This window comes from Microbacterium sp. CFBP 13617 (assembly GCF_014839445.1).
Taxonomy (GTDB): Bacteria; Actinomycetota; Actinomycetes; order Actinomycetales; family Microbacteriaceae; genus Microbacterium.
This window is the reverse complement of sequence record NZ_JACYNW010000004.1, coordinates 554,479-580,633: the sequence shown is the minus strand read 5'-3', so window position 1 is coordinate 580,633 and position 26,155 is coordinate 554,479. Positions and strand designations below refer to the sequence as shown.

General features: G+C 66.7%; 19 protein-coding genes and 3 rRNA genes. 6 read left to right on the top strand and 16 right to left on the bottom strand.

The genetic code is table 11. The features are described from left to right. The 13 genes from IFU40_RS14625 to mfd form a co-directional block, all read right to left on the bottom strand. Positions 1 to 579: an NUDIX domain-containing protein gene (locus IFU40_RS14625; RefSeq protein ID WP_055839970.1), complete on the bottom strand. Its 579-nt coding sequence runs from the start codon at positions 577 to 579 to the stop codon at positions 1 to 3. Between the two features lies 1 nt (position 580). Continuing rightward, a complete protein-coding gene (locus IFU40_RS14620; protein WP_070409257.1) occupies positions 581 to 2,278 on the bottom strand; it encodes a CTP synthase in 1,698 nt (565 codons plus the stop codon). A 130-nt stretch (positions 2,279 to 2,408) separates the two neighbouring features. Then, a complete protein-coding gene (gene recN / locus IFU40_RS14615) occupies positions 2,409 to 4,106 on the bottom strand; it encodes a DNA repair protein RecN (RefSeq protein WP_191926784.1) in 1,698 nt (565 codons plus the stop codon). Next, positions 4,103 to 5,023, bottom strand: coding sequence for an NAD kinase (locus IFU40_RS14610; protein ID WP_055939285.1), 921 nt, complete (start codon positions 5,021 to 5,023; stop codon positions 4,103 to 4,105). Before IFU40_RS14610 ends, recN begins: the two co-directional genes overlap by 4 nt. Continuing rightward, positions 5,020 to 5,820, bottom strand: coding sequence for an SAM-dependent methyltransferase (locus IFU40_RS14605; RefSeq protein ID WP_191926783.1), 801 nt, complete (start codon positions 5,818 to 5,820; stop codon positions 5,020 to 5,022). The genes IFU40_RS14610 and IFU40_RS14605 overlap by 4 nt, the downstream gene beginning before the upstream one ends. Beyond that, positions 5,817 to 5,987: a hypothetical protein gene (locus tag IFU40_RS14600; RefSeq protein ID WP_181015925.1), complete on the bottom strand. Its 171-nt coding sequence runs from the start codon at positions 5,985 to 5,987 to the stop codon at positions 5,817 to 5,819. Before IFU40_RS14600 ends, IFU40_RS14605 begins: the two co-directional genes overlap by 4 nt. 19 nt (positions 5,988 to 6,006) lie before the next feature. Next, entirely contained in the window at positions 6,007 to 7,044 is a 1,038-nt protein-coding gene (locus IFU40_RS14595; protein ID WP_070409253.1) for an HAD-IIA family hydrolase, read from the bottom strand. Then, entirely contained in the window at positions 7,041 to 7,877 is an 837-nt protein-coding gene (locus IFU40_RS14590) for a hypothetical protein (protein ID WP_191926782.1), read from the bottom strand. The genes IFU40_RS14595 and IFU40_RS14590 overlap by 4 nt, the downstream gene beginning before the upstream one ends. Then, complete coding sequence (locus IFU40_RS14585) at positions 7,874 to 8,767, bottom strand: hypothetical protein (RefSeq protein ID WP_191926781.1); 894 nt, start codon at positions 8,765 to 8,767, stop codon at positions 7,874 to 7,876. Before IFU40_RS14585 ends, IFU40_RS14590 begins: the two co-directional genes overlap by 4 nt. Positions 8,768 to 9,022: 255 nt before the next feature. Further along, positions 9,023 to 9,139, bottom strand: a 5S ribosomal RNA gene (gene rrf, locus IFU40_RS14580). 101 nt (positions 9,140 to 9,240) lie between these two features. After that, positions 9,241 to 12,352: ribosomal RNA gene (locus tag IFU40_RS14575) — 23S ribosomal RNA — on the bottom strand. Positions 12,353 to 12,778: 426 nt separating this feature from the next. Next, positions 12,779 to 14,300, bottom strand: a 16S ribosomal RNA gene (locus IFU40_RS14570). The 16S, 23S and 5S rRNA genes sit together here, the layout of an rRNA operon. A 566-nt stretch (positions 14,301 to 14,866) precedes the next feature. Continuing rightward, positions 14,867 to 18,454, bottom strand: coding sequence for a transcription-repair coupling factor (gene mfd, locus IFU40_RS14565; protein ID WP_191926780.1), 3,588 nt, complete (start codon positions 18,452 to 18,454; stop codon positions 14,867 to 14,869). A 117-nt stretch (positions 18,455 to 18,571) separates the two neighbouring features. Between mfd and IFU40_RS14560 the strand changes: the two genes are divergently transcribed. Both IFU40_RS14560 and IFU40_RS14555 read left to right on the top strand, forming a co-directional pair. Next, a complete protein-coding gene (locus IFU40_RS14560; RefSeq protein WP_191926779.1) occupies positions 18,572 to 19,054 on the top strand; it encodes a hypothetical protein in 483 nt (160 codons plus the stop codon). A gap of 114 nt (positions 19,055 to 19,168) precedes the next feature. Beyond that, complete coding sequence (locus IFU40_RS14555; protein ID WP_191926778.1) at positions 19,169 to 19,678, top strand: hypothetical protein; 510 nt, start codon at positions 19,169 to 19,171, stop codon at positions 19,676 to 19,678. A 72-nt stretch (positions 19,679 to 19,750) separates the two neighbouring features. Here the strand turns inward: IFU40_RS14555 and pth are convergent, their stop codons facing one another. Then, positions 19,751 to 20,335, bottom strand: coding sequence for an aminoacyl-tRNA hydrolase (gene pth / locus IFU40_RS14550; protein WP_055839631.1), 585 nt, complete (start codon positions 20,333 to 20,335; stop codon positions 19,751 to 19,753). 107 nt (positions 20,336 to 20,442) lie between these two features. Then, a complete protein-coding gene (locus IFU40_RS14545; RefSeq protein ID WP_191926777.1) occupies positions 20,443 to 21,069 on the bottom strand; it encodes a 50S ribosomal protein L25/general stress protein Ctc in 627 nt (208 codons plus the stop codon). Positions 21,070 to 21,463: 394 nt separating this feature from the next. Between IFU40_RS14545 and IFU40_RS17110 the strand changes: the two genes are divergently transcribed. Then, a complete protein-coding gene (locus IFU40_RS17110; protein ID WP_258027492.1) occupies positions 21,464 to 21,589 on the top strand; it encodes a hypothetical protein in 126 nt (41 codons plus the stop codon). A 6-nt stretch (positions 21,590 to 21,595) separates the two neighbouring features. On the opposite strand, the gene IFU40_RS14540 is transcribed toward IFU40_RS17110, so the two are convergent. Beyond that, complete coding sequence (locus IFU40_RS14540) at positions 21,596 to 22,306, bottom strand: FadR/GntR family transcriptional regulator (protein ID WP_191915725.1); 711 nt, start codon at positions 22,304 to 22,306, stop codon at positions 21,596 to 21,598. Positions 22,307 to 22,434: 128 nt separating this feature from the next. On the opposite strand from IFU40_RS14540, the gene IFU40_RS14535 reads away from it, so the two are divergent. From IFU40_RS14535 to gndA, 3 genes are all read left to right on the top strand, one after another. Further along, the gene (locus tag IFU40_RS14535; protein WP_191926776.1) at positions 22,435 to 23,838 is read left to right on the top strand and encodes a GntP family permease; all 1,404 of its coding nucleotides are present in this window, start codon (positions 22,435 to 22,437) and stop codon (positions 23,836 to 23,838) included. A gap of 109 nt (positions 23,839 to 23,947) precedes the next feature. After that, positions 23,948 to 24,430 (top strand): gluconokinase, encoded by a 483-nt coding sequence (locus IFU40_RS14530; protein ID WP_055939295.1) that lies wholly within the window; start codon positions 23,948 to 23,950, stop codon positions 24,428 to 24,430. A gap of 88 nt (positions 24,431 to 24,518) precedes the next feature. Further along, the gene (gndA, locus tag IFU40_RS14525) at positions 24,519 to 26,114 is read left to right on the top strand and encodes an NADP-dependent phosphogluconate dehydrogenase (RefSeq protein ID WP_191926775.1); all 1,596 of its coding nucleotides are present in this window, start codon (positions 24,519 to 24,521) and stop codon (positions 26,112 to 26,114) included. Positions 26,115 to 26,155: the final 41 nt, after the last annotated feature.

The window sequence follows — 26,155 nt, the reverse complement described above, 5'->3', positions numbered from 1 at the left end:
TCAGGCCGACGCGGCCTCGCGGCGCAGCACCTCGGCCGCGGCGAGCGCGCCGGTGGCGAGGATGCCGTTGCGCAGGCGCCCCGACAGCACACCGTCGATGACATCGGCCAGCGGCACCCGCTCGACGCGCATGTCGGACTCTTCGTGCTCGCGCTGGTAGTCGGTCTCGACCGTCGTCAGTCCCCGCGCGAGGAAGAGGTGCACGACTTCGTCGTTGCCACCGGGGGTGGTGTGCATCGACACGAGGTGCTGCCACCGCGACGCCTCGAGGTCGACTTCTTCGGTCAGCTCGCGCTTCGCCGTCTCGAGCGGGGGTTCGCCGGCCACGTCGAGGAGCCCGGCCGGGATCTCCCAGTCGCGTTCCTTGATCGGGTGCCGGTACTGCTGGATGAGAACCACGCGCCCGTCGTCGTCGATGGCCACCACCGCGGCCGCTCCCGGGTGGGCGACGTACTGACGGGTCATCTCGCCGTCGCCGTAGCGCACGGTGTCGGAGCGGACGTCCCACACCGCGCCCTCGTAGACGAGCTCGCTCGAGAGCACCTCGAGCTCGACGGATTCGTCGCGCAGTTCTTCCACGTCAGTCCTCCTCGACGTCGAACAGCTCGCTCGAACGGTGACGGTCGAGAGCCGCCGCGACCAGGCCGCTGAACAGCGGGTGGGGCTCGGTCGGGCGCGAGCGCAGCTCGGGGTGGGCCTGGGTGGCGATGTAGTACGGGTGCACGTCGCGCGGCAGCTCGACGAACTCGACGAGGTCGAGGTCGGGGTTGAGGCCCGAGAACACCAGACCGGCGTCGCTCAGCTGCTGGCGGTAGGCGTTGTTGACCTCGTAGCGGTGACGGTGGCGCTCCGAGATCTGCGACTGCCCGTACAGGTCTGCGGCGAGCGAGCCGTCGGCGAGGGCGGCCGGGTACAGGCCCAGGCGCATCGTGCCTCCGAGGTCGCCGCTCTCGAGGATGTCGACCTGCTCCGCCATGGTCGCCACGACGGGGTGGACGGTGTCGGGGTCGAACTCGCTGGACGAGGCACCCTCGAGACCGGCCATCGTGCGCGCGTACTCGATGACCATGCACTGCAGACCGAGGCAGATGCCGAGGGTGGGAATCCCCTGCTCGCGCGCGAAACGCAGCGCGCCGAGCTTGCCCTCGATGCCGCGGATACCGAACCCGCCGGGCACGATGATGCCGTCGACAGCCGCCAGAGCCTTCTCGGCGCCCTCGGGCGTCTCGCACAGGTCGGACGGGATCCACGTGATCGTCACGTGGGTCTCTTGGCCGAAGCCGCCCGCCTTGATCGCCTCGGTGACCGACAGGTAGGCGTCGGGGAGGTCGATGTACTTGCCGACGAGCCCGATGGTGACTTCGTGCTTGGGGTTGTGCACCGCCTGCAGCACACGCTGCCACCGCGACCAGTCGACGTCGGCCGCCTTGTCGAGGTCGAGCGCGTCGACGATGTAGGCGTCGAGACCCTGATCGTTCAGCATCGAGGGGATGTCGTAGATGCTGGGCACGTCGATCGCGTTGACGACCGCGTCTTCGTCGACGTCGCACATGAGCGCGATCTTGCGCTTGTTCGACTCGGTGACGGGACGGTCGCTGCGCAGCACCAGGGCATCGGGCTGGATGCCGATGGAGCGCAGCGTCGCGACGGAGTGCTGGGTGGGCTTGGTCTTCTGCTCGCCCGACGCGCCCATGAAGGGCACGAGCGAGACGTGCACGAAGAAGACGTTCTTGCGGCCGAGCTCGTGGCGGATCTGGCGTGCCGATTCGATGAAGGGCTGCGACTCGATGTCGCCGACCGTTCCACCGATCTCGGTGATGATCACGTCGGGCTGCGGGCTCTCACTGGCCTGCAGGCGCATGCGGCGCTTGATCTCGTCGGTGATGTGCGGAATGACCTGCACCGTGTCGCCGAGGTACTCGCCGCGGCGCTCGCGCGCGATGACCTGCGAGTAGATCTGGCCGGTGGTGACGTTGGCCGCCTGGCTCAGCTCGATGTCGAGGAAGCGTTCGTAGTGCCCGATGTCGAGGTCGGTCTCGGCACCGTCATCGGTCACGAAGACTTCGCCGTGCTGGAACGGGTTCATCGTTCCCGGATCGACGTTGAGATACGGGTCGAGCTTCTGCATGACCACGTGCAGGCCTCGCGCCGTGAGGAGATTGCCGAGGCTTGCCGCCGTCAGGCCTTTTCCGAGGGAGGAGACCACTCCTCCGGTGACGAAGATGTGCTTCGTCGTGAAGATCTTGTCGTCTGAATGTCCCGCGTCCGAAGTCTGCATCACGGGCTTCGATCCTATCAGTCAGCTCGGTCGATGGTTCTCGCGGATCTCATCCGCCTCGTTCGGGAGTCTCCCACCACCCTCCGACATCCGCATCACCGCAGCGTGAAGATCGTGCGGCGAGCGCGCGTCACCGAACGGAGCGTCCCGTTTGCAGCAGCTCCCGGGCGTGGGTGAGGGCGGCGTCGGAATCGCTCAGGCCCGACAGCAGGCGAGCCATCTCGGCCTCGCGTTCCGCGCCGTCGAGTCGCCGGACACTGGATGCCGTGACCGCACCGTCGTTGCCCTTGACGACGGTGAGGTGGTTCCCGGCGAAGGCAGCGACCTGGGCCAGGTGGGTGACGGCGATGACCTGCGACGACTCCGCCAGCCGTGCCAGCCGGCGGCCCACCTCGATCGCCGCGGCACCGCCGATCCCGGCGTCGACCTCGTCGAAGACGAACGTGGGAACCGGGTCGACTCCGGCGATGACAACCTCGATGGCGAGCATGACACGACTGAGCTCTCCGCCCGAGGCCCCGCGCGATACGGCTCGCGGATCCGCGCCGGGGTGCGGAGCGAGCAGGATCGTGACCTCGTCGCGGCCGTGCCCGGCGGGAACAGCGGGGGCGACCTCGACCGTGAGCCGGGCGTCGGGGAGCGCCAGAGCGTGCAGCTCCTCGGTCACCGCGGCACCGAGGCGCGCGGCGGCGTCCCGTCGCGCGGCGCTGAGGTCTTCGGCGGCCGCATCCAGTTCTGTCGCGGCCGCGTCGCGCTGCGCGCTGAGGCGTTCGATACGGTCACCGTCGTCGTCGAGTTCGACCAGACGGGCCGAACCCGTCTCGAGCAGTGCGATCGCGGCATCCACCGATCCGTGGGCGCGAACGAGACCCGCGAGCACGCCCCTTCGCTCGTCCACGGCCGACAGCTCGTGCGGACCGGACTCGTCGAGATCGGCGAGGTACCCCGACAGCGCCACCGACGCGTCGGTGGCGCTGTAGCCGAGATCGGCGACCTGTTCTCCGATCGCCGCGAGCGCGGCGTCGCTGCCCGCGATGCGTTCGAGGGCTCGGCGCGCCTCGGCGAGCAGGGTGACCACGTCAGGGGTGCCGTCGTCGTTAGACAGCGCCGCGTGCGCGGTGACCGCCGCCAGGCGCAGTTCCTCGGCGTTCGCCAGACGCTCCGCGCGCCGAGCCAGTTCGTCTTCTTCGCCTTCGACGGGGGCAGCGGCTTCGATCTCGGCGATCGCGGCTCGCAGCTGCGCGGCTTCTCGGGCGCGATCGTCGCGATCGGTGGTGAGGGTGGTCAGCTCGGCGTCGAGGGCGCGCCAGGTGTCCCACGCGCCGCGGTAGGCGGTGCGGGCCGCCGTCACCGGGCCGCCGCCGAAGCGGTCGAGTGCGTCGCGCTGTGCCGACGAAGACTTCAACCGCAGCTGGTCGGACTGCCCGTGCACGACGACGAGATCGTCGGCGAGGTCGGCGAGCACACCGGCCGGAGCGGTGCGTCCGCCGACCGTCGCGCGTCCTCGTCCCTCGCTCGAGACGGTGCGACCGAGATACAGCTCAGCGCTGCCGCCGCCCACCGGTTCGACGTCACCGCCGGCCTCGCGCACGCGGGAGGCCACGGGGCCGTCCTCGGGAACGAGCCAGACGCCCTCGACCGTCGCCTGCGCCGCGCCCTTGCGCACGGCGCTCGAGTCGGCGCGCTGGCCGAGCAGCAGTCCGAGACCGGTGACGACCATCGTCTTGCCGGCGCCGGTCTCGCCCGTGATGGCGGTGAATCCCCGCCCCATGGGCAAGGTGGCGTCGGCGATCACACCGAGATCGCGCAGGCGCATCTCTTCGATCATGACGGTCCCCCCGCCACGCCCCGCCAACCCGTCACGGGGAGGTGGAACTTGCGCACGAGGCGATCGGTGAAGGCGGCCGGGTGCAGCCGTGCCAGCCGCACGGGCCGGGACGACCGGCGCACGACGACGCGCGCACCCGGGGGCAGGTCGTGCGAACGGCGACCGTCGCACCACAGGATGCCGCTGCCGCTCGTGCGCTCCAAGACCTCGACCGCGACAGTGGCCTCGGGGCTCACCACCAGGGGGCGCGCGAAGAGCGCGTGCGCCGACAGCGGCACGACGGCGATCGCCTCGACGGTCGGCCAGACGATGGGGCCCCCGGCCGAGAAGTTGTAGGCGGTCGAGCCGGTCGGGGTGGCGACGACGACGCCGTCGCAGCCGAACGACGACAGCGGGCGACCGTCGACGGCCATGACGACCTCGAGCATGCGCTCGCGGCTGGCCTTCTCGACGGTGGCCTCGTTGAGCGCCCACGTCTCGAAGATGACACGGTCGTCGGCGTCTTCGATCTTGACGGCGAGCGCGAGGCGCTCCTCGACCGTGTAGTCCCGGTCGATCACCCGACGCACCGCGTCGTCCATGTCATCGCGTTCGATCTCGGCGAGGAATCCCACGTGCCCCATGTTGATGCCGAGGATGGGGGCCGTGCTTCCGCGCACCATCTCGGCCGCGCGCAGGATGGTGCCGTCCCCGCCGAGGACGATGGCGAGCTCGACGTCGTCGATGCCCACGTCGACACCCAGGGTCGCCACCCCCTCGAGTCCGAGGCGCTCGGCGAGTTCGGGGCGGTCCTCGGCCGAGACGACGGGAGTCGCCCCCGCCGCGCAGATGGCCGTGATGATGCGTTCGGCGGCATGGACGGTGTCGTCACGGCGCGCGTGGACGACGAGGAGGATTCGGCGATCGCTGGGGGTCATCGGCTTCCGGTCAGTCGGGTCACGGTGCTCTCCCATTGTGAGGGCTCTGTGCCGTGGACGGCCGAGAACCACGCGACGTACTCCTGGTTGCCATGGGTTCCGACGATCGGCGACGCGATGAGACCCGCGGTGCGCAGGCCCACGTCCCACGCGGCCCACAGCACGCCGTGCACGGCGTCGGACCGCAGAGCCGGGTCGGTGACGAGCCCACCCTTGACCGCGGTGCGGCCGACTTCGAACTGGGGCTTGATGAGCAGCACGACGTCGGCGGTCGGATCCATCGTCTCGACGATCGCGGGAAGAACGTGGTGGAGCGAGATGAACGAGAGATCACCGGTGACGATGCGTGGCCGCTCGTCGACGCCCGTCGCGGCGGCGAGAGAGGCGGCGGTCATGAACCGCACGTTATACCCCTCGACCGACACCACGTCCGGGTCGGACTCGACGACGGTGGACAACTGCCCGTGGCCCACGTCGACGGCCAAGACGGGGCGAGCGCCGCGTTCGCGCAGAACCTGGCTGAAGCCGCCCGTCGACGCGCCCAGGTCTACGGCGGCGACACCGTCCACGACGATGTCGAAAGCGTCGAGCGCCGCCAGCAGCTTGTGGGCTCCCCGACTGACGTAATGGTCGGATCCGGCCACGTCGATGACGCTGTCGTCGCCGACCTGCGCCGACGTCTTGACGACCGGACGCCCGTCGACGCTCACGAGCCCGTCGACGACGAGCTGAGCGGCGTGCGAGCGGGAGCGGGCGAGCCCTCGGGCGGCGAGCTCCGCATCGAGACGGGGAGTCACGCCCGCCGCGCTGCCGGGGTGTCGGTCGGTGCCGATTCGAGGCGGCGCGCCAACTCGTCCTGCACGGCGGCGTAGGCCTCCGCGCGCGCTCCCAGCGGCTGCTCCTCGATCATCCGCAGGCGATCAACGAGTTCGGGAACGGCATCGGGGGCGGAGCTGTCCGACATGGATGCCATGCTACCGACGTCAGCGCACGCGGAACGGGTCCGCGTACAGCTGTTCGGGTACGCGGAAGCCGAAGATGGCGCGTCCGGAGTTCCAGATCGCCGCGGCTCCGGCGCGCAGAAGGTCGATCTGCCGACCGCCCTCCGCGACGATGCGCAGGTCGACACCATCGACCTCGACGATCGCGTCACCCACGCGGGTGCGTGCGCCCTTGACGATGGTCTCGGGATACGGTTCGAAGAGTTGGCGCAGATCCTCGACGATGTAGTCGGGACGCTGCGACGCAATGGCCGCGAGCACCTGCTTCGGCCGGTCGATCCCGGTCAGTACGAGCAGCGAGGGCATGCCCGCGGTCCGCGCTCCCTGGATGTCGGTGTCGAGCCGGTCTCCGATGAACAGCGGCGCCTTCGCCCCTGTCCGGGTGATCGCCTCGTCGAAGATCGGACGCTCGGGCTTACCGGCGATCGTCGCCAGGCGTCCCACCGCCGTGTGCACGGCCGATACGAGGGTGCCGTTTCCCGGGGCGATGCCACGCGCCTGCGGAATGGTCCAGTCGGTGTTCGTCGCGACCCACGGGATGCCGCCGTCTTCGACGGGGGTAGCAAGCGCGTAGGCCGCCTCCGCCAGGTGCGCCCATCCCACGTCGGGGGCGAAGCCCTGCACGACGGCCGCGGGGGCGTCGTCGGCGCTGCGGGTGACGACGAAGCCGGCCTTCTCGACCTCAACGACGAGACCCTCGCCGCCGATGACGAGAAGGGTGGAGCCCGCGGGCACGAGGTCGCGCATGAGCCGCATGGCCGCCTGCGGACTCGTCGTGACGTCCTCGGCGGCGACGCGGAGTCCGAGCGACGAGAGGTGCTCCGCGACCGATGCATCGGTGCGCGAGGCGTTGTTGGTGATGTAGCCGAGCCGGCGCCCCTCGTCCTGGGCCCGGTTGAGACTGTCGACGGCGTGCGGGAGCGCACCGGGGCCCGCGTACACGACGCCGTCGAGGTCGGCGAGCACGACGTCGATGCCGTCGAGCGGAGTCGACGCCGTCCTGCCGCGGCCGAAGATCATCGCGCGTCCTCGTCGGGGGCGGAGGACTCCGTCGAAGCGTCAGAGTCAGCGTCAGCCTCGTCGACGTCCACTGCGCCAGCAAAAACCGCATCGGCGTCAGCATCAGTGACATCGGCGTCATCGGTGGAGGTGTCGCCGAGGTCTTCGATGTCGTCGACGCCAGGCTCTTCTGTCGGGATGACCCCGGATGCCACGTCCACACCGCCCTCGTCGTCGATGAGTTCGATCTCCTCGACGACGATCACTTCGCGGTCGGCGACGCCCGCTGCGGCGTCGAGGGCGTCGGCGGCGATCTGTGCACGGCGTTCCCATTCCGCCGCTTCGGCGTCACGCCCGAGCTCCTCGAGCACCGCGGCGCGAGCGCTGAACAGCGCGGGGCTCCACTCGAACGCACGGTCGGGGTCGGCCTCGGGGATGTCGAGTTCCTGGAGCGCCCGTTCCGTTTCTCCGAGGTCCAGACGAGCACCGGACATCGCGATCGCGAGCTGCACGCGGACCGGGACGGAGAGCTTCGAGCGGTCCACCGCGCGGCCCTCTTCCAGCGCGCGGTCGGGTTTGCCGACTCCGCGCTCGCTGTCCACGATGAGCGGAACCTGATCGTCGGAGCCTGTGATTCGACGGTGGGTGCGCAGCTCTCGCAGGGCGAGGGCGAAATCCCCCACCGCATAGGCGGTGATGGCGACCGTCTCGCGGACGACGCCGACACGGCCGGCGCTCCGAGAGGCGGCCAACGCGTGCTCGTGCGCGAGCGCGGGGTCTTCGTCGATGAGACGCGCGGCCATCGCGAGATGGCGGGCGACGTTCTCGGCGTTGTCCTTGCTCAGCGTCTTCAACTCGTTGCGTGCCGCGCCCGGCAGATCCCAGGCCGTGATCTCTTCGGGGATCTCCGGACCCCGCTCGCGCCGGTCCTGCGGCGGACGCGTGGCACGTGCGTCGTCACGATCGAAGCGGCGGGGTGCGCCCGCACCGGGACGACGGTCGCCCGAAGGACGACGGTCATTCCCGCCGGCGAAACCGCGACTGTCGCCCTCGCGACGGTACGGACGATCACCGTCACGCGGCGGACGCGAGTCGTCGTCGCGACGGTAAGGACGATCGCCATCACGCGGCGGACGCGAGTCATTGTCGCGACGGTAGGGGCGGTCGCCGTCACGCGATGGACGGGAGTCACCCGAACGGGGCGGACGTGAATCGTTGTCGCGACGGAACGGGCGGTCACCATCACGCGGCGGACGCGAATCATTGTCGCGACGGTAAGGACGATCACCGTCACGCGATGGACGGGAGTCACCCGAACGGGGCGGACGCGAATCGTTGTCGCGACGGAACGGGCGGTCACCATCACGCGGCGGACGCGAATCATTGTCGCGACGGTAAGGACGATCACCATCACGCGGCGGACGCGAGTCGTTGTCGCGACGGTAAGGACGGTCACCATCACGCGGCGGACGCGAGTCGTTGTCGCGACGGTAGGGGCGATCACCGTCACGCGATGGACGGGAGTCACCCGAACGCGGCGGACGCGAATCGTTGTCACGACGGAACGGGCGGTCACCCTCACGCGGCGGACGCGAATCATTGTCGCGACGGAACGGGCGGTCGCCGTCACGCGATGGACGAGAGTCACCCGAACGCGGCGGACGCGAATCGTTGTCACGACGGAACGGGCGGTCACCCTCACGCGGCGGACGCGAATCCCCCGAACGCGCAGGACGCGAATCATTGTCCCGACGGAACGGGCGGTCGTTGTCGCGCGGAGGACGGGCATCGCCCTCACGACGGAACGGACGGTCGCCGCGTGGCGACGCCCCGTCCCTTCCGGAAGACTGCCCGCGACCGGACGCGCGGTCGCCCGAGCGTCCTCCGTTGCTCTTGCGATCGTTCGCGTCATTCGTCGACATGACTGGCCTTCCCGGGAAATGTGCCCGTAAATGCGAAATGGCCACCCAACATTGGGTGGCCATTCCGACTAAAAGAAGTCCGGCGGTGTCCTACTCTCCCACAGGGTCCCCCCTGCAGTACCATCGGCGCTGAGAGGCTTAGCTTCCGGGTTCGGAATGTAACCGGGCGTTTCCCTCTCGCTATGGCCGCCGAAACACTATTGATGTTTCAAAAACCAACAACGACATGATCATTGTTGAGTTCCCGACCGTACATCGAGAACCACTCAGTGGACGCAAGCACCAAAAACGGTGTGTTATCAAGTCATCGGCTTATTAGTACCGGTCAGCTTCACGTATTGCTACGCTTCCACATCCGGCCTATCAACCCAGTAGTCTGGCTGGGAGCCTCTCGCCCCGAAGGGCATGGAAGTCTCATCTTGAGGCCGGCTTCCCGCTTAGATGCTTTCAGCGGTTATCCATCCCGAACGTAGCTAATCAGCGGTGCTCCTGGCGGAACAACTGACACACCAGAGGTTCGTCCAACCCGGTCCTCTCGTACTAGGGTCAGATCCTCTCAAACTTCCTACGCGCGCAGCGGATAGGGACCGAACTGTCTCACGACGTTCTAAACCCAGCTCGCGTACCGCTTTAATGGGCGAACAGCCCAACCCTTGGGACCTACTCCAGCCCCAGGATGCGACGAGCCGACATCGAGGTGCCAAACCATGCCGTCGATATGGACTCTTGGGCAAGATCAGCCTGTTATCCCCGAGGTACCTTTTATCCGTTGAGCGACAGCGCTTCCACAAGCCACTGCCGGATCACTAGTCCCGACTTTCGTCCCTGCTCGACCTGTCAGTCTCACAGTCAAGCTCCCTTGTGCACTTACACTCGCCACCTGATTGCCAACCAGGTTGAGGGAACCTTTGGGCGCCTCCGTTACATTTTGGGAGGCAACCGCCCCAGTTAAACTACCCACCAGGCACTGTCCCTGAACCGGATCACGGTCCTAAGTTAGATATCCAGAGTGACCAGAGTGGTATTTCAACAATGACTCCACACTCACTGGCGTGAATGCTTCACAGTCTCCCACCTATCCTACACAAGCCACACCGAACACCAATACCAAGCTGTAGTAAAGGTCACGGGGTCTTTCCGTCCTGCTGCGCGTAACGAGCATCTTTACTCGTAATGCAATTTCGCCGAGTTCGCGGTTGAGACAGTTGGGAAGTCGTTACGCCATTCGTGCAGGTCGGAACTTACCCGACAAGGAATTTCGCTACCTTAGGATGGTTATAGTTACCACCGCCGTTTACTGGGGCTTAAATTCTCAGCTTCGCCTTACGGCTAACCGGTCCTCTTAACCTTCCAGCACCGGGCAGGCGTCAGTCCGTATACATCGTCTTGCGACTTGGCACGGACCTGTGTTTTTAGTAAACAGTCGCTACCCACTAGTCTCTGCGGCCACCACACCCTTTCGGAGCAAGTCCTAATAAGTGGATGGCCCCCCTTCTCCCGAAGTTACGGGGGCATTTTGCCGAGTTCCTTAACCACGATTCTCTCGATCTCCTTGGTATTCTCTACCTGACCACCTGAGTCGGTTTGGGGTACGGGCGGCTTGAACCTCGCGTCGATGCTTTTCTTGGCAGCATAGGATCACCCACTTTTTATCCGCATCGTGTCTCAGCCTCAATGAGTGACGGATTTGCCTATCACTCGGCCTACGCACTTGCACCAGGACTACCATCGCCTGGCTTGGGCTACCTTCCTGCGTCACACCTGTTAATACGCTAGCCGCACCAGCATGGGGTCGAGCGTTCACACAGACGTCCATCACCCCGAAGGGATCCAAACAATTCTGAGCTAGGACTCTTAGCACCACTGGATTAACTTGGGCGGTTCTTCGCCGGTACGGGAATATCAACCCGTTGTCCATCGACTACGCCTGTCGGCCTCGCCTTAGGTCCCGACTTACCCAGGGAAGATTAGCTTGACCCTGGAACCCTTGGTCTTTCGGAGGACGTGTTTCTCACACGTCTTTCGCTACTCATGCCTGCATTCTCACTCGTGTGGCGTCCACGGCTGGGTCACCCCGCCGCTTCACTCGCCACACGACGCTCTCCTACCCATCAACACGGCTGGACCACGAAGGCCTACCAAAAATGCTAATGCCACAACTTCGGTGGCGTGCTTGAGCCCCGTTACATTGTCGGCGCGGAATCACTTGACCAGTGAGCTATTACGCACTCTTTCAAGGGTGGCTGCTTCTAAGCCAACCTCCTGGTTGTCAAAGCAACTCCACATCCTTTCCCACTTAGCACGCGCTTAGGGACCTTAGTTGGTGGTCTGGGTTGTTTCCCTCTCGACTATGAAGCTTATCCCCCACAGTCTCACTGCTGCGCTCTCACTTACCGGCATTCGGAGTTTGGCTGACGTCAGTAACCTTGTAGGGCCCATCGGCCATCCAGTAGCTCTACCTCCGGCAAGAAACACGCAACGCTGCACCTAAATGCATTTCGGAGAGAACCAGCTATCACGAAGTTTGATTGGCCTTTCACCCCTATCCACAGCTCATCCCCTCAGTTTTCAACCTAAGTGGGTTCGGTCCTCCACGACGTCTTACCGTCGCTTCAACCTGGCCATGGATAGATCACTTCGCTTCGGGTCTAGAACACGCGACTCAAACGCCCTATTCAGACTCGCTTTCGCTACGGCTACCCCACACGGGTTAACCTCGCCACGTATCACTAACTCGCAGGCTCATTCTTCAAAAGGCACGCTGTCACCCCTACTAAGGAGGCTCCAACGGTTTGTAAGCAAACGGTTTCAGGTACTATTTCACTCCCCTCCCGGGGTACTTTTCACCTTTCCCTCACGGTACTTGTCCGCTATCGGTCATCTGGGAGTATTTAGGCTTATCAGGTGGTCCTGACAGATTCACACGGGATTTCTCGGGCCCCGTGCTACTTGGGATACTTCTCACGCCAAGAACAGGCATTTCGACTACGGGGTTCGCACCCTCTATGACCGGCCATTCAAAACCGTTCGTCTATACCTACTTGTAACGTCGACTGCTCGGCAGAACAATCAGAAAAGTCCCGCAACCCCCAACGTGCAACACCTGCCGGCTATCACACACGCTAGGTTTAGCCTCTTCCGGTTTCGCTCGCCACTACTTACGGAATCGCTTTTGCTTTCTCTTCCTGTGGGTACTGAGATGTTTCACTTCCCCACGTTCCCTCTACCCGCCCTATATATTCAGGCGGGAGTCACCAGGTCGGCACGCCGCCCAGCGGGGTTTCCCCATTCGGACACCCTCGGATCAAAACTCGCTTATCAGTTCCCCGAGGCTTATCGCAGATTGCTACGTCCTTCTTCGGCTCCAGATGCCAAGGCATTCACCGTTTGCTCTTAAAGACTTGAAATCACATGAGTTGAATCGTCAAAAAATTGACTAATGATCTTTAAGATCATCTTCACGACACCATCCCGAAGGACAATGTCGAAGATGCTCGCGTCCACTGTGTAGTTCTCAAAGTACGGGCGGTACCCCACCCCAACCACCGGAACACCGGCGCCGAGACGAGGCCCACAAGGAAACAGCCACCAACCACCCCAGCCCGAAGACTGACGCAATCAGCGCCCGGTCCCTCAGGACCCAACAGCGTGCATGTACTACCCGAACCAACCCCATCCCGTTCCCACCGCAAGCGGTGTACTAAGGACGAAGAAAACCCGAACAGCACCCCATCAAATGTTCCACCCATGAGCTACCGGCAGACACATTCGGTCTGATCCGGCGCCTGGACACCACACGCTCCAAAGAACCCGTGATGCCAGATGCTCCTTAGAAAGGAGGTGATCCAGCCGCACCTTCCGGTACGGCTACCTTGTTACGACTTAGTCCTAATTACCGATCCCACCTTCGACGGCTCCCTCCACAAGGGTTGGGCCACCGGCTTCAGGTGTTACCGACTTTCATGACTTGACGGGCGGTGTGTACAAGACCCGGGAACGTATTCACCGCAGCGTTGCTGATCTGCGATTACTAGCGACTCCGACTTCATGAGGTCGAGTTGCAGACCTCAATCCGAACTGGGACCGGCTTTTTGGGATTCGCTCCACCTCACGGTATTGCAGCCCTTTGTACCGGCCATTGTAGCATGCGTGAAGCCCAAGACATAAGGGGCATGATGATTTGACGTCATCCCCACCTTCCTCCGAGTTGACCCCGGCAGTATCCCATGAGTTCCCACCATTACGTGCTGGCAACATAGAACGAGGGTTGCGCTCGTTGCGGGACTTAACCCAACATCTCACGACACGAGCTGACGACAACCATGCACCACCTGTTTACGAGTGTCCAAAGAGTTGACCATTTCTGGCCCGTTCTCGTATATGTCAAGCCTTGGTAAGGTTCTTCGCGTTGCATCGAATTAATCCGCATGCTCCGCCGCTTGTGCGGGTCCCCGTCAATTCCTTTGAGTTTTAGCCTTGCGGCCGTACTCCCCAGGCGGGGAACTTAATGCGTTAGCTGCGTCACGGAAACCGTGGAATGGTCCCCACAACTAGTTCCCAACGTTTACGGGGTGGACTACCAGGGTATCTAAGCCTGTTTGCTCCCCACCCTTTCGCTCCTCAGCGTCAGTTACGGCCCAGAGATCTGCCTTCGCCATCGGTGTTCCTCCTGATATCTGCGCATTCCACCGCTACACCAGGAATTCCAATCTCCCCTACCGCACTCTAGTCTGCCCGTACCCACTGCAGACCCGAGGTTGAGCCTCGGGATTTCACAGCAGACGCGACAAACCGCCTACGAGCTCTTTACGCCCAATAATTCCGGATAACGCTTGCGCCCTACGTATTACCGCGGCTGCTGGCACGTAGTTAGCCGGCGCTTTTTCTGCAGGTACCGTCACTTTCGCTTCTTCCCTGCTAAAAGAGGTTTACAACCCGAAGGCCGTCATCCCTCACGCGGCGTTGCTGCATCAGGCTTCCGCCCATTGTGCAATATTCCCCACTGCTGCCTCCCGTAGGAGTCTGGGCCGTGTCTCAGTCCCAGTGTGGCCGGTCACCCTCTCAGGCCGGCTACCCGTCGACGCCTTGGTGAGCCATTACCTCACCAACAAGCTGATAGGCCGCGAGCCCATCCCAGACCGAAAAATCTTTCCAAACACGACCATGCGATCACGTCTCATATCCAGTATTAGACGCCGTTTCCAGCGCTTATCCCAGAGTCCAGGGCAGGTTGCTCACGTGTTACTCACCCGTTCGCCACTGATCCACCAAGCAAGCTTGGCTTCACCGTTCGACTTGCATGTGTTAAGCACGCCGCCAGCGTTCATCCTGAGCCAGGATCAAACTCTCCGTAAAAGAAAAATGCCCACCCAACCGGAATAAGGTCAAGGCAAGCGAGTTCAATCTGACCAAACAGGAAGTCAAAACTGACTATCCAGATGCCAACCCCCAAAAAGAGGATTGGACTTTGATCCAAAGGAATTCTCGCGATCCGAAGACCAACGAGGATAAAATTGGCATTTGACAAGTGCACGCTGTTGAGTTCTCAAGGAACGGACGCACCCACAGAAACAATCTCTCGACCTACCCGTGAGGCAATTCACGCCTACGACCCACGATCCCTTGTCTCTCACTGTGGGACCTGTAGAAGATCAACGTCGTGAGAAGCGGGCCGAAGGCCAGACCAGAACGTTACACCATTCGGTGCGTGTTCTGGGTGGTTCACCACTTGAGAGGATGCGGGGCCTTTCGGCCGAGCCGCTCTCCCCTGTGGGGCGAACAAGTAAAAGATTACGTGCGGGACACCGACTCGGCGAATCCAGGCACATCCCGGGCGTGTCACGGCGCCGGATCACCGGAATGACGCGGAAGTCGCCGCTCCCCCGGAGACCCGCCCCGTCACGGGTGCGGGTCTCATCCGATCAGACCGACGCGGGCTCGGCGGCCTTGTCGACCGGCAGCGGCCAGAGGGCGTCGAGCAGCTGACGCACCCACGCGAGGAGGTTCGCATCATCGGCATCCTGCGGAAGCGGAACCACCATGGCGTCTCCCCCCGCGACGAGCTTCGCCTTGGGGTACAGGCGTTGGAGGCGCACCCGCATGGAGTCGGCGAGGTTCGCCGGTGCGACCCGCAGGTTCGACCCCATCGCGACCACGTCGGCGAGACCCGCCTGCGCGGCCCGCCGGCGAAGTCGAGCGACGGCGATGAGCCCCTCGACCTCGGCCGGTGGCTCGCCATACCGGTCGCGGAGCTCCTCGACCACCAGGTCGATGGCGTCGTTCTTGGCCGTGGCGGATGCCGCCGCCGACAGCTTCTGGTACGCCTCGAGGCGCAACCGCTCACTGTCGATGTAGAACTCCGGCAGACGCGCGTCGATCGGCAGTTCGAGACGGAGCTCGGTGGGGCCGTCGACGTCTTCGCCGCGGAACGTCGATACGGCCTCGCCGATCATGCGCAGGTACAGATCGAACCCGACGCCGGCGATGTGCCCGGCCTGTTCGGCACCGAGCAGGTTTCCCGCGCCGCGCAGCTCGAGGTCTTTCAAGGCGACCTGCATGCCGCTACCCAGGTCGTTGTTGACGGCGATGGTCTCGAGACGGTCGGCCGCCGTCTCGGAGAGCGGCTTCATCTCGTCATACAGGAAGTACGCGTAAGCCCGGTCGCGCCCACGGCCCACGCGTCCGCGCAGCTGGTGCAATTGCGAGAGACCGTACTTGTCGGCCCGGTCGATGATGATCGTGTTGGCGTTCGAGATGTCGAGGCCGGTCTCGATGATCGTCGTCGAGACGAGCACGTCGGCCCGGCGCTCCCAGAAGTCGTCGACGACCTGCTCGAGGGCGTGCTCCCCCATCTGCCCGTGCGCGACCACGACGCGCGCCTCAGGGACGAGTTCGGAGAGGTGGGCGGCGACCCGCTGGATGGACGACACGCGGTTGTGCACGTAGAAGATCTGTCCCTCGCGCAGGAGTTCGCGGCGGATGGCAGCAGCCACCTGCTTGTCGTTACGCGGACCCACGTACGACAGGATCGGATGCCGGTCCTCGGGCGGAGTCGCCAGCGTCGACATCTCGCGAATACCGGTGACCGCCATCTCGAGTGTGCGCGGAATGGGCGTGGCACTCATGGCCAGGATGTCGACGTTCGTCTTGAGCTTCTTGAGAGAGTCCTTGTGCTCGACGCCGAACCGCTGCTCCTCGTCGATGATCATGAGCCCGAGGTCTTTGAAGTGCACCTTCTCGGTGAGGATGCGATGCGTTCCGATGACCATGTCGACGGTACCGTCGGTGATCCCCGCCAGCGTCGCCTTCGCCTCTTTGTCGCTCTGGAAGCGCGACAACGGCCGAACCGTGACCGGGAAGCCCGCGAAGCGCTCGGCGAAGGTCTCGAGGTGCTGTTTGACCAGAAGCGTCGTCGGCACGAGCATGGCGACCTGCTTGCCGTCCTGGATCGCCTTGAAGGCGGCGCGCACGGCGACCTCGGTCTTACCGAAACCCACGTCGCCCGACAGCAGGCGATCCATGGGGATCGGCTTCTCCATGTCGGCCTTGATCTCGTCGATCGTCTGCAGCTGGTCGAGGGTCTCGGCGAACGGGAAGGCCTCTTCGAGCTCGCGTTGCCAGGGGGTGTCGGGTCCGAAGGCGTACCCCTTCGACGCCATGCGCGCCGAATACAGCTTCACCAGCTCGACCGCGATGTCGCGGACCGCCTTGCGTGCCCGCCCCTTCGCCGCCGCCCAGTCGCCTCCGCCCATCTTCGACAGCGTGGGCGCCTCGCCGCCGACGTACTTCGACAGCAGGTCGAGCTGGTCGGTGGGGACGAAGAGCTTGTCGCCCGGGTACCCGCGTTTGGCCGGGGCGTACTCCAGGACGAGGTACTCCTTGGTCGTCTTGACCGCGTTGCGCCCGCCGCTCGACACCTCGCGCTGCGTGAGTTCGAGGAACTTGCCGATGCCGTGGGTGGCGTGCACGACCACGTCGCCCGGCTTCAGCTGCAGCGGGTCGACGACGTTGCGGCGGCGCGACGCCAGCTTCTTCGGGCCGCGGTTGTCACCGCTGACCGAACGACCGTAGAACTCGGTCTCGGTGATGACGGCGAACTTCGCCTCGGGCAGGTGGAAGCCGCGTTCCAGCGGTGCGCACACGACGTGCGCGACCCCCGGCTCGGGGGGCGTGCGCACCTCGTCGACGCGTCGCGCCGCGATGCCGCGCTCGGCCAGCACGTCGCGCGCGCGATCGACCATGCCGGGGCCCGACGCGGTGACCACCACGGACCACCCGTCGGCCAAGAGGAGTCCGACGTGCGACGTCGCGCCGTCGACATTGCCCTGGTACGAGGGGACGGGATCGGCCTTCACCCGGTACGCGGACTCCTCACCGACCACGAGGCCCTCGTCTTCGGCATCCGCTGCGCCCGAGTCGAACGCACTCAGCTGCCACCACACGCCGCCACGTCCGCTCGAGATCTCGTGCAGGTCGTGCAGGGTCACGAAGTCGCCCGAGTCGAGGTCGACGGGGGTGTCGGCGCCGGCAGTCGCCGCCGACCACGCGGCCTCGAGGAATTCGCGGTTGGTGTCGCCGAGCGTCGTGGCACGCGCCGTCGAGCGCTCGGGGTCGACCAGGGCCACGGCGCTGCCGCCCGGGAGGTAGTGGACGAGGGTGACGAGGTCGTCGACCAGCACCGGGATGAGGGACTCCATGCCCTCTGCGGGGATGCCCTCGGCCATCTTCTCGAGCAGCTGACGCAGACCCGGGTAGCCGTCGCGCAGGTCGGCGGCACGGGAGCGCACCTCGGCGGTGAGCAGGAGTTCGCGGCTGGGGTTGAGCGACACGGATGCCACGTCTCCCGGCAGAGAGCGCTGATCGGCGACCGAGAATGCCCGGATCTGATCGACCTCGTCGCCGAAGAACTCAACGCGGAAGGGGTGGTCGGCCACGGTGGGGAACACGTCGAGGATGCCTCCGCGCACGGCGAACTCGCCGCGCCGCGAGACCATGTCGACGCGGTGGTAGGCCAGCTCGACCAGGCGCATGATGACGGACTCGAGCTCGTGGCCGCGTCCGCCCACGACGAGTTCGATCGGCTCGACGTCGCCGAGGCCGGGGGCCAGCGGCTGCAGGGCGCTGCGCACCGAGGCCGTGACGACGAGGGGTGCCCGCCCATCCCACGCCGCGATCCGCCGCAGCACGTCGAGGCGGCGTCCGACCGTCTCGGGGCTCGGGCTGAGCCGCTCGTGCGGCAGCGTCTCCCACGCGGGGAAATGGAGCACCTGCGCACCCGGAAGGACGGCGTCGAGAGCCGGGCCGAGCGACTCGGCGCGTCGGCCGGTCGGGGTGATCACGAGGACGGCACCCGGCTCACCCGCCGCACGGCGTCGTTCGACGAGGCCCGCGATGACGGGGGCGTCGAGTCCGTCGACAAGGGAGAGAGACAGGTCGGCGGAGGCCGCAGAAGCGGCCTCACGGTACGACTCAGCCTGCTCGAGGGCGCGCACGATCCCGGGAACTGTCACTCGCAGAAGTCTACGCGGGGGTACCGACATCGGACCCGGCTGGACAGTCACGGTCGCCCGTAATCGACACCCGGATTCGGCTCACCGTCCGCTCGGGCGTTCTCGTAGAGTGGCCGCATGTCCTCTCCGAGCGCCCCGAACGGCCCGGTCTTCGCCGCACCGCACGTCGCGCCCCCGGCCGGCACGCTGCTGACTCCCCCGCCCGTCGCACGTCGAGGACGCCCCCTGGGAACCTGGGCGCTGCTGCTGTCGCTCATCGCCACCGTGCTGGCATCCGCCGTCGGAGGGTTCCTCGCCTTCCGCATCGCCCGGGGCGTCGGCCCCGACCTCCTGAACTCGACGACGGTCGACTGGCGGATGTTCTCGCCCGTACGCGACCTGGTCCTCGCCGCAGAGGTCACGTTCTGGGCGGCCACCGTCATCGGCCTCATCGCCTTCGTGCTCGGTGTGGTGGCCACGGCCCGCGGCGCGGGTCGCGGCGCGGGCATCGGGGCGATCGTGGTGTCGGTGCTCGGACCCCTTCTGTTCGTGGCGTTCGTCGTGATCGCCGTCGTCGGTGGAGTCGCCACGATGCCGACGGGCGGCGGCTCGGTCGTCTGAGCCCGCGTTACCGTGCGCTGACGCGGTGCGTCCAGCCCGGGCGGGCACCCCGTCGTCGTTCCTACACTGGAGCGACGGGCGGATCGCGCCCGTCTCCGACCTGAGGAGGACACCGTGAGCAGCGCCACCCCACCGCCCCCCGAGCCCTACGACCCGCCCATCGCGCGCGCCGGCGCCGCGGAGTCCGCGTACGGCGCACCCGCCGCACCGGCCTATGCGCCCCCGCCGTCGTCCCGCGGGGCGAAGGGTTCGCGGACCCTCGGCCTCATCGCGTTCCTCGCGTCGATGCTCGGCGTGGTCGTCGGCATCGTCTGCGCCCTCATCGCGGGCCTGCAGAGCGGTTCCCTGGCGCAGTACGCCGACGCCAGCGGCGAGATCGACCCGAGCACCCTCCCGCCCGGTACCGAACAGACCGCCATCCTGATCGCCGTCCTCAGCGTGACGGCCTTCGCGGTCTACGGCATCTTCGGCCTCTGGGGCTTCATCCAGGGCATCGTCGCGGCGGTCAAGAACCGCGGACGCGGCTGGGGAATCGCCGCCGTGGTCATCGCCGTGCTCGGCGGCATCGTCGTCATCGTCGCCTTCGTGGGCGGGGTCGGCCTGGGAGTGGCGCCCAGCATGTGACACCGACACATCGACGGCCCCGATCTCTCGAGACCGGGGCCGTCGTCGTTCGCACCCGCGCGGGTCGCGGTGTCAGCTGCGGGGGGCGTGGAAGCGCTGCTGCGCGGCCACCAGGCCCTCGTCGACGAGCATCTCCACCGCGTCCGCCGCATCGGACACGAGGATGGGGAGCGTCTGACGCTCGGTCGCGCTGAAGGGATCGAGCACCCAGTCCGCGGGATCCTGCCGCCCCACCGGCCGGCCGATGCCCACGCGCACCCGGGGGAACTCGGGCGTCGCCAGTGCCTTCGCGATGTCGCGCACGCCGTTGTGGCCGCCGTGACCCCCGCCGGTCTTCAGCTTGATCGTGTCGTAGGGGATGTCGAGCTCGTCGTGCACGACGACCACGCGCTCGGGCTCGGTGCCGTAGAACCGGGCGAGACCGGCCACCGGGCCGCCCGAGACGTTCATGAAGCTGTTCGGCTTGGCCAGCACGAGCTTCGCCGCGCCCGGCCGCAGCCAGGTCTCGACGACGCGCGCGTTCGCCTTGTGCGCGCGGAAAGCCTCGCGGCGGCGGGATGCCAGCTCATCCATGACCATCTGACCGATGTTGTGCCGGGTCGCCTCGTACCGCGGGCCGGGGTTGCCGAGACCGACGATCAGCCAGGTGTCTGCCATGGCATCCATCCTTCCGGGTCCGCGCTCGGACCCCGCACAGAGAAAACGAGGGGGCGCGAAAACGCGCCCCCTCGTGGTCGGCAGGCCGTGACGCGGCCCGCCGGAGATCAGTTCTGGTCGCCCTCGGCCTCTTCGGACTGCTCCTCGGCGACCTCTGCGTCGGCTTCGGCGATCTCTTCGTCGGCAGCGAGCGTGTCGAGGGGGACCGAGACGCCGATGATCAGCGTGTCGGGCTCGGTCACCAGAACCGCGCCGGCGGGGAGGGTCAGGTCGGCGGCGGTGATCTGCGTGCCGTCCTCGGCACCCTCGACCGAGACCTCGATGTTCTGGGGGATGTGGGTGGCCTCGACTTCGAGCGACACCGTGGTGTTCTCGAGGTTGGCGACCGTGCCGGAGAAGGGCTCGCCGACGACCGTGACGGGCACGTCGACCTGGACCTTCTCGCCCTTGTTGATCACGATCAGGTCGATGTGCTCGATGATCTGACGCACGGGGTCCTTCTGCACGTCCTTGACGAGGACGAGCTGGCCCTTGCCTGCGATGTCGAGGTCGAGCAGCGCGTTTGCGCGACGGATGAGCAGCGCGACCTGGTGGCCCGGCAGCGCGACGTGCTGGGGATCGGTGCCGTGACCGTAGATGACGGCCGGGATCTTGCCCGCGGCGCGGAGGCGACGGGCGAAGCCCTTGCCGAAGTTCTCGCGGAGTTCCGCGACGACCTTGTTGTCTTCCGACATGATGTTCTCCTCGCGGGTACGTGTCCCGCAGCTTGTGAGCGGACCGGGTCCGCGCGTGTGTGGTCTGGATTCGACTCGAACGCGATCGCGTGAGGAAAGCCGGAAGCCTGCATCACCGCGTCGATCACGGATGCCGCGTGCACCTGACGGTGCGCGGCATTCCCTCGCCGAAGTTCCCCGGAAGTCTACCAGCGCGGGACCGTCGGCACGACCCGCTCGGAGGTGGGCCTCCTCGACGCTCACTCGGGGCTCGACGAGCTCCCGCGGCCACCGCCCCGATCACCCTCGCCGATGCGTGCGGCACCGCCGGGGGTGCGGAGCCGCGGAGGCGCACGGCGTCGGTTCGGTGGGCGCGACGGTAGAGTCGAGAGGCCAATCGACCCGGAGGATCATCATGGACAGCGGCTTCTTCTCTCACGTCGTGCTCTGGGTCATCGGCGGCATCGCCGCGGTCGGCCTGGTCGGCACGGTCGGCGCCCTCTTCACCCTGGGCCGCTCGGCGGCGTACAAGAAGCACTGACGCCGTTCAGTCCTCTCGGGCCACGCCCCGCATGGCGTCGTCGGCTTCGCGGACGATCCACCGCATCGCGTCGGCGGCCTCATCAGCGCGCCCGGCGGTCACGGCGAACGCCACGTCCTGATGCCAGCGCACAGCGTGCGGGTTGGCGTCGTGCGGCATCAGTTCGTGCAGCGTGCGCCCGACGAGCACGGATTCGACGACCGTGCCGAGCGCGGCGAACATCGCGTTGCCCGACGCGGAGAGCAGCGTCCGGTGGAACCGTACGTCGGCCGCGAGGTACTCCCCGCCGTCGGCGTGGTTCTCGGTACGCGCCATCTCCATGACGGCGGAGACGAGCTCCCGACGCTGCGCGTCGTCGGCGTGGACCGCCGCCCCGTGCGCCGCGAGCGGCTCGATGGCCGCGCGTAGCTCGCCGAGTTCGCGCAGTTGCGCATCGCGACCAGGTCCGGCGAGACGCCAGGCGATGATCTCCGGGGCGTAGACGTTCCAGTCCGTCGCCGGCAGCACCTCGACGCCGGTCTTGCGTCGCACCCGCACCAGCCCCAGCGACTGCAGCACGCGCACCGCCTCGCGTCCAGCTCCGCGTGACGACCCCTCGGCGAGTTCGCCCGTGACCAGGCGGGACCCCGCGGCGATCTCGCCGCGCACGATGGCGGAGCCGACGCGGTCCACGAGTGCGTCGTGCAGGGTCGGCACGGGCGGACGGTCCATCGTCATCCCCCGATGATGACAGACGTCATCCGGACTGACAGACATATTTGTCGTGCAGAATTCGTCATCCTGTGCTTTTATGTACGACAAATAGACCCGCGGCATCGCTGCCGCCCGCCGGACCAAGGACGCTCATGGCCATCACCACCCTCTCCCCCGCGCTCGTGCTCGCCGCCGCCGACAGCGGTCCCGCCGCACCCGCCGGGCAGCTCATCACCGCCGCCCTCGTGGGCGTCGCGCTCATCGTGGTGCTGATCACGTGGGGCAAGCTGCACCCCTTCCTCGCCCTGACCATCGGCGCCTTGACCACCGGTGTCGTGGCCGGCATGGCGATCCCCACCACCGTGACGAGCTTCACCGGAGGCTTCGGATCCACCATGGGCGGGGTGGGCATCCTCGTCGCCCTCGGCGCCATCTACGGCAAGCTCCTGGCCGACTCCGGAGGAGCGGACCGCATCGTCGACACCCTCGTCGCCCGCGCCACCCCGCGCAGCCTGCCGTGGGTCATGGGGCTCATCGGCGCGATCATCGGACTGCCGATGTTCTTCGAGGTCGGCCTCGTGCTGCTGGTGCCCGTGATCATCCTCGTGGCCCGCCGCTCGGGCGTCGCCCTGATGAAGATCGCGATCCCCACCCTCGCCGGCTTGTCGGCGATGCACGGTCTGGTGCCCCCGCACCCCGGCCCCCTGGCCGCCATCGACGCTCTCGGCGCCAACCTCGGCCTCACCCTCTTCTTCGGCGTCATCGTGGCGATCCCCGCCGTCATCATCGCCGGCCCCCTGTTCGCGCCCATCGCCGCCCGCTGGGCTCCGGTGCCCGTCCCCGAGCTCTTCCTCTCGGCCGAGGAGAAGGGAGACGAGCCCGCGCGACGCCCGTCGTTCGCCGCCACCCTCGGCAGCATCCTGCTGCCCGTCTTCCTCATGCTGCTGAAGGCCGTCGCCGACATCGTCGCGCCGGGCTCGACCGACGCGTGGAAGGTCGTCATCGACTTCCTGGGCCTGCCGATCATCGCGCTGCTGCTCGCCGTGCTCGTCGGCTTCGTCGTCCTCGGCCGCGGCGCCGGCTTCGACCGCGCCCGCCTCACGACCGTCGTCGGCTCCTCTCTCGGTCCGATCGCCGGCATCCTCCTCATCGTCGGCGCCGGTGGAGGCTTCAAGCAGGTCCTCGTCGACACGGGCATCGGCAAGGTGATCGCCGACCTCGTCGCCGGTTCCAGCGTGTCGGTCCTGCTGCTCGCCTGGCTCGTCGCCGTGGTCATCCGCGTGGCGACCGGCTCGGCGACGGTGGCCACCATCACCGCCGCCGGCATCCTCCAGCCGCTCACCGAAACCCTCGACGCCCCCATGACCGCGCTGCTCGTGCTGGCGATCGGTGCGGGATCGGTGTTCCTCAGCCACGTCAACGACGCCGGATTCTGGCTCATCAAGGAGTACTTCGGTCTCGACATCCCGATGACCCTGAAAACATGGACCGTGCTGGAGTGCGTGATCTCGGTCACGGGCCTGGCCGGCGTCCTCGTGATCAGCGTGTTCGTCTGAGTCGAGCGAAGGGAACCCCGACATGACCTCCACACCGACCTCTGCCGCACACGTCGACCCCGAACGGGCCGCCGCGTCGTCGGCATCCGCTCCCCCCGTCCTCGTGTTCATGGGACCCGCCGGAACCGGCAAGTCCACGGTCGCCGGCATGCTCGCCGGTCGCCTCGGCTGGGACTTCCAAGAGGGCGACGACCTGCACCCGCAGGAGAACGTCGCCAAGATGGCGGCCGGTCACGCGTTGAACGACGACGACCGCTGGCCCTGGCTCGACCGGGTCGCCGGCTGGATCGACGGGCAGATCGCCGCCGGACGCCCCGGCGTCATCACGTGCTCGGCGCTCAAGCGCAGCTACCGCGACGTGCTGCGGCGCGAGCAGGTGTCGTTCGTGCTGCTGATGGGCGACCCGAAGCTCGTGCTCGAACGTCTCCTGCGCCGCCAGGGCCACTACATGCCGCCGTCGCTGCTGACGTCGCAGTTCGAGACCCTCGAGATCCCGGATGCCGACGAGCAGGCGATCCGCATCGACCTCGACATGACGCCCCAGGAGCAGGTCGACGAAGCCATCGCCCTGCTCCGCCTCGCCACCCCCTGAGAGACACGCGGGTCGAGCCGATACAGTGGCAGCGGCAGCCCGCGTGCGCTCGCCCACCCCTTTCTCGCACCCGAATACGGAGCAACGAATGACGTCGACCCCCTCCCCGACCGGACCTTCGACCGACCAGGATCAGGCCCCTCACGAAGCCGCCCAGGTGCACGAGGGTGCGCCCGGCATCGAAGAGGTGGACCGCCCCACCGTCGAGGCCGACTCCCGCCCCCAGGGCGAGGGCGACGGCCGCGCCAACATCGGCGTCGTGGGCCTGGCCGTGATGGGCTCGAACCTCGCGCGCAACCTCGCCAGCCGCGAGGGCAACACGGTCGCGGTGTTCAACCGCAGCGCCGACAAGACCGAGCACCTCGTCGAGGCGCACCCCGAGGCCGAATTCGTCCCCTCATTCTCGTACGCCGACTTCGCGGCGTCGCTGTCGGTTCCGCGCACGGCGATCATCATGGTCAAGGCCGGCCGCCCCACCGACTTCGTCGTCGACGAGCTGGTGAAGGTGTTCGAGCCGGGCGACATCATCGTCGACGGGGGCAACGCCCTGTTCACCGACACGATCCGCCGTGAGAAGGCCGTGCGCGACACGGGCATCAACTACGTCGGAATGGGCGTCTCGGGCGGAGAAGAGGGCGCGCTGCTCGGCCCCTCGATCATGCCCGGCGGCTCCGACGAGGCCTGGGCCACCCTCGGCCCCATCCTGAAGTCCATCGCCGCGGTCGCCGAGGGCGAGCCGTGCGTGGCGCACGTCGGCCACGACGGCGCGGGCCACTTCGTGAAGATGGTGCACAACGGCATCGAGTACGCCGACATGCAGCTCATCGCCGAGGCGTACGACCTCATCCGTCGCGCCACCGGCAAGAGCCCGGCCGAAATCGCCGACGTGTTCGCCGAGTGGAACCGCGGGGAGCTCGAGTCGTACCTCATCGAGATCACCGCCGAGGTGCTGCGCCAGACCGACGCAGACACCGGCAAGCCCCTGGTCGACGTGATCCTCGACCAGGCCGGCGCCAAGGGCACCGGCGCCTGGACGGTGCAGACCGCCCTCGACCTGGGCGTCCCCGTCTCGGGCATCGCCGAGGCCACCTTCGCCCGGTCGCTGTCGAGCCACCCCGAGCAGCGCGAGGTCTCGCGCGAGCTCCCCGGCCCCTCGGGCACGGACGTGCTCGCGGGCGCCGACGCCGACGCGTTCATCGAGCAGGTGCGCCTGGCGCTGTACGCCTCGAAGATCGTGGCGTACAGCCAGGGCTTCGACGAGATCCGCGCCGGTGCCGCCCAGTACGACTGGAACATCGACCTGGGCGCCGTGTCGAAGCTGTGGCGCGGCGGCTGCATCATCCGCGCGCAGTTCCTCAACCGCATCGCCGAGGCCTACGACGCCGCCCCCGAGCTGCCCGTGCTGCTGACCGCTCCGTACTTCGTCGAGGCCCTGGGCCGCGCGCAGGACGCGTGGCGCCACATCGTCTCGCTGTCGGCCGACAGCGGCATCCCGGCCCCCGCGTTCAGCTCGTCGCTGGCGTACTACGACGGCCTGCGCGCTGAGCGTCTGCCCGCCGCCCTCATCCAGGGCCAGCGCGACTTCTTCGGGGCGCACACGTACCGCCGCATCGACAAGGAGGGCACGTTCCACACCCTCTGGTCGGGCGACCGCACCGAGATCGAAGCCGAGGACACCCACTGATCAGGGCCCTCTCGAAGCGGCGGCGAGCACTGCTCGTCGCC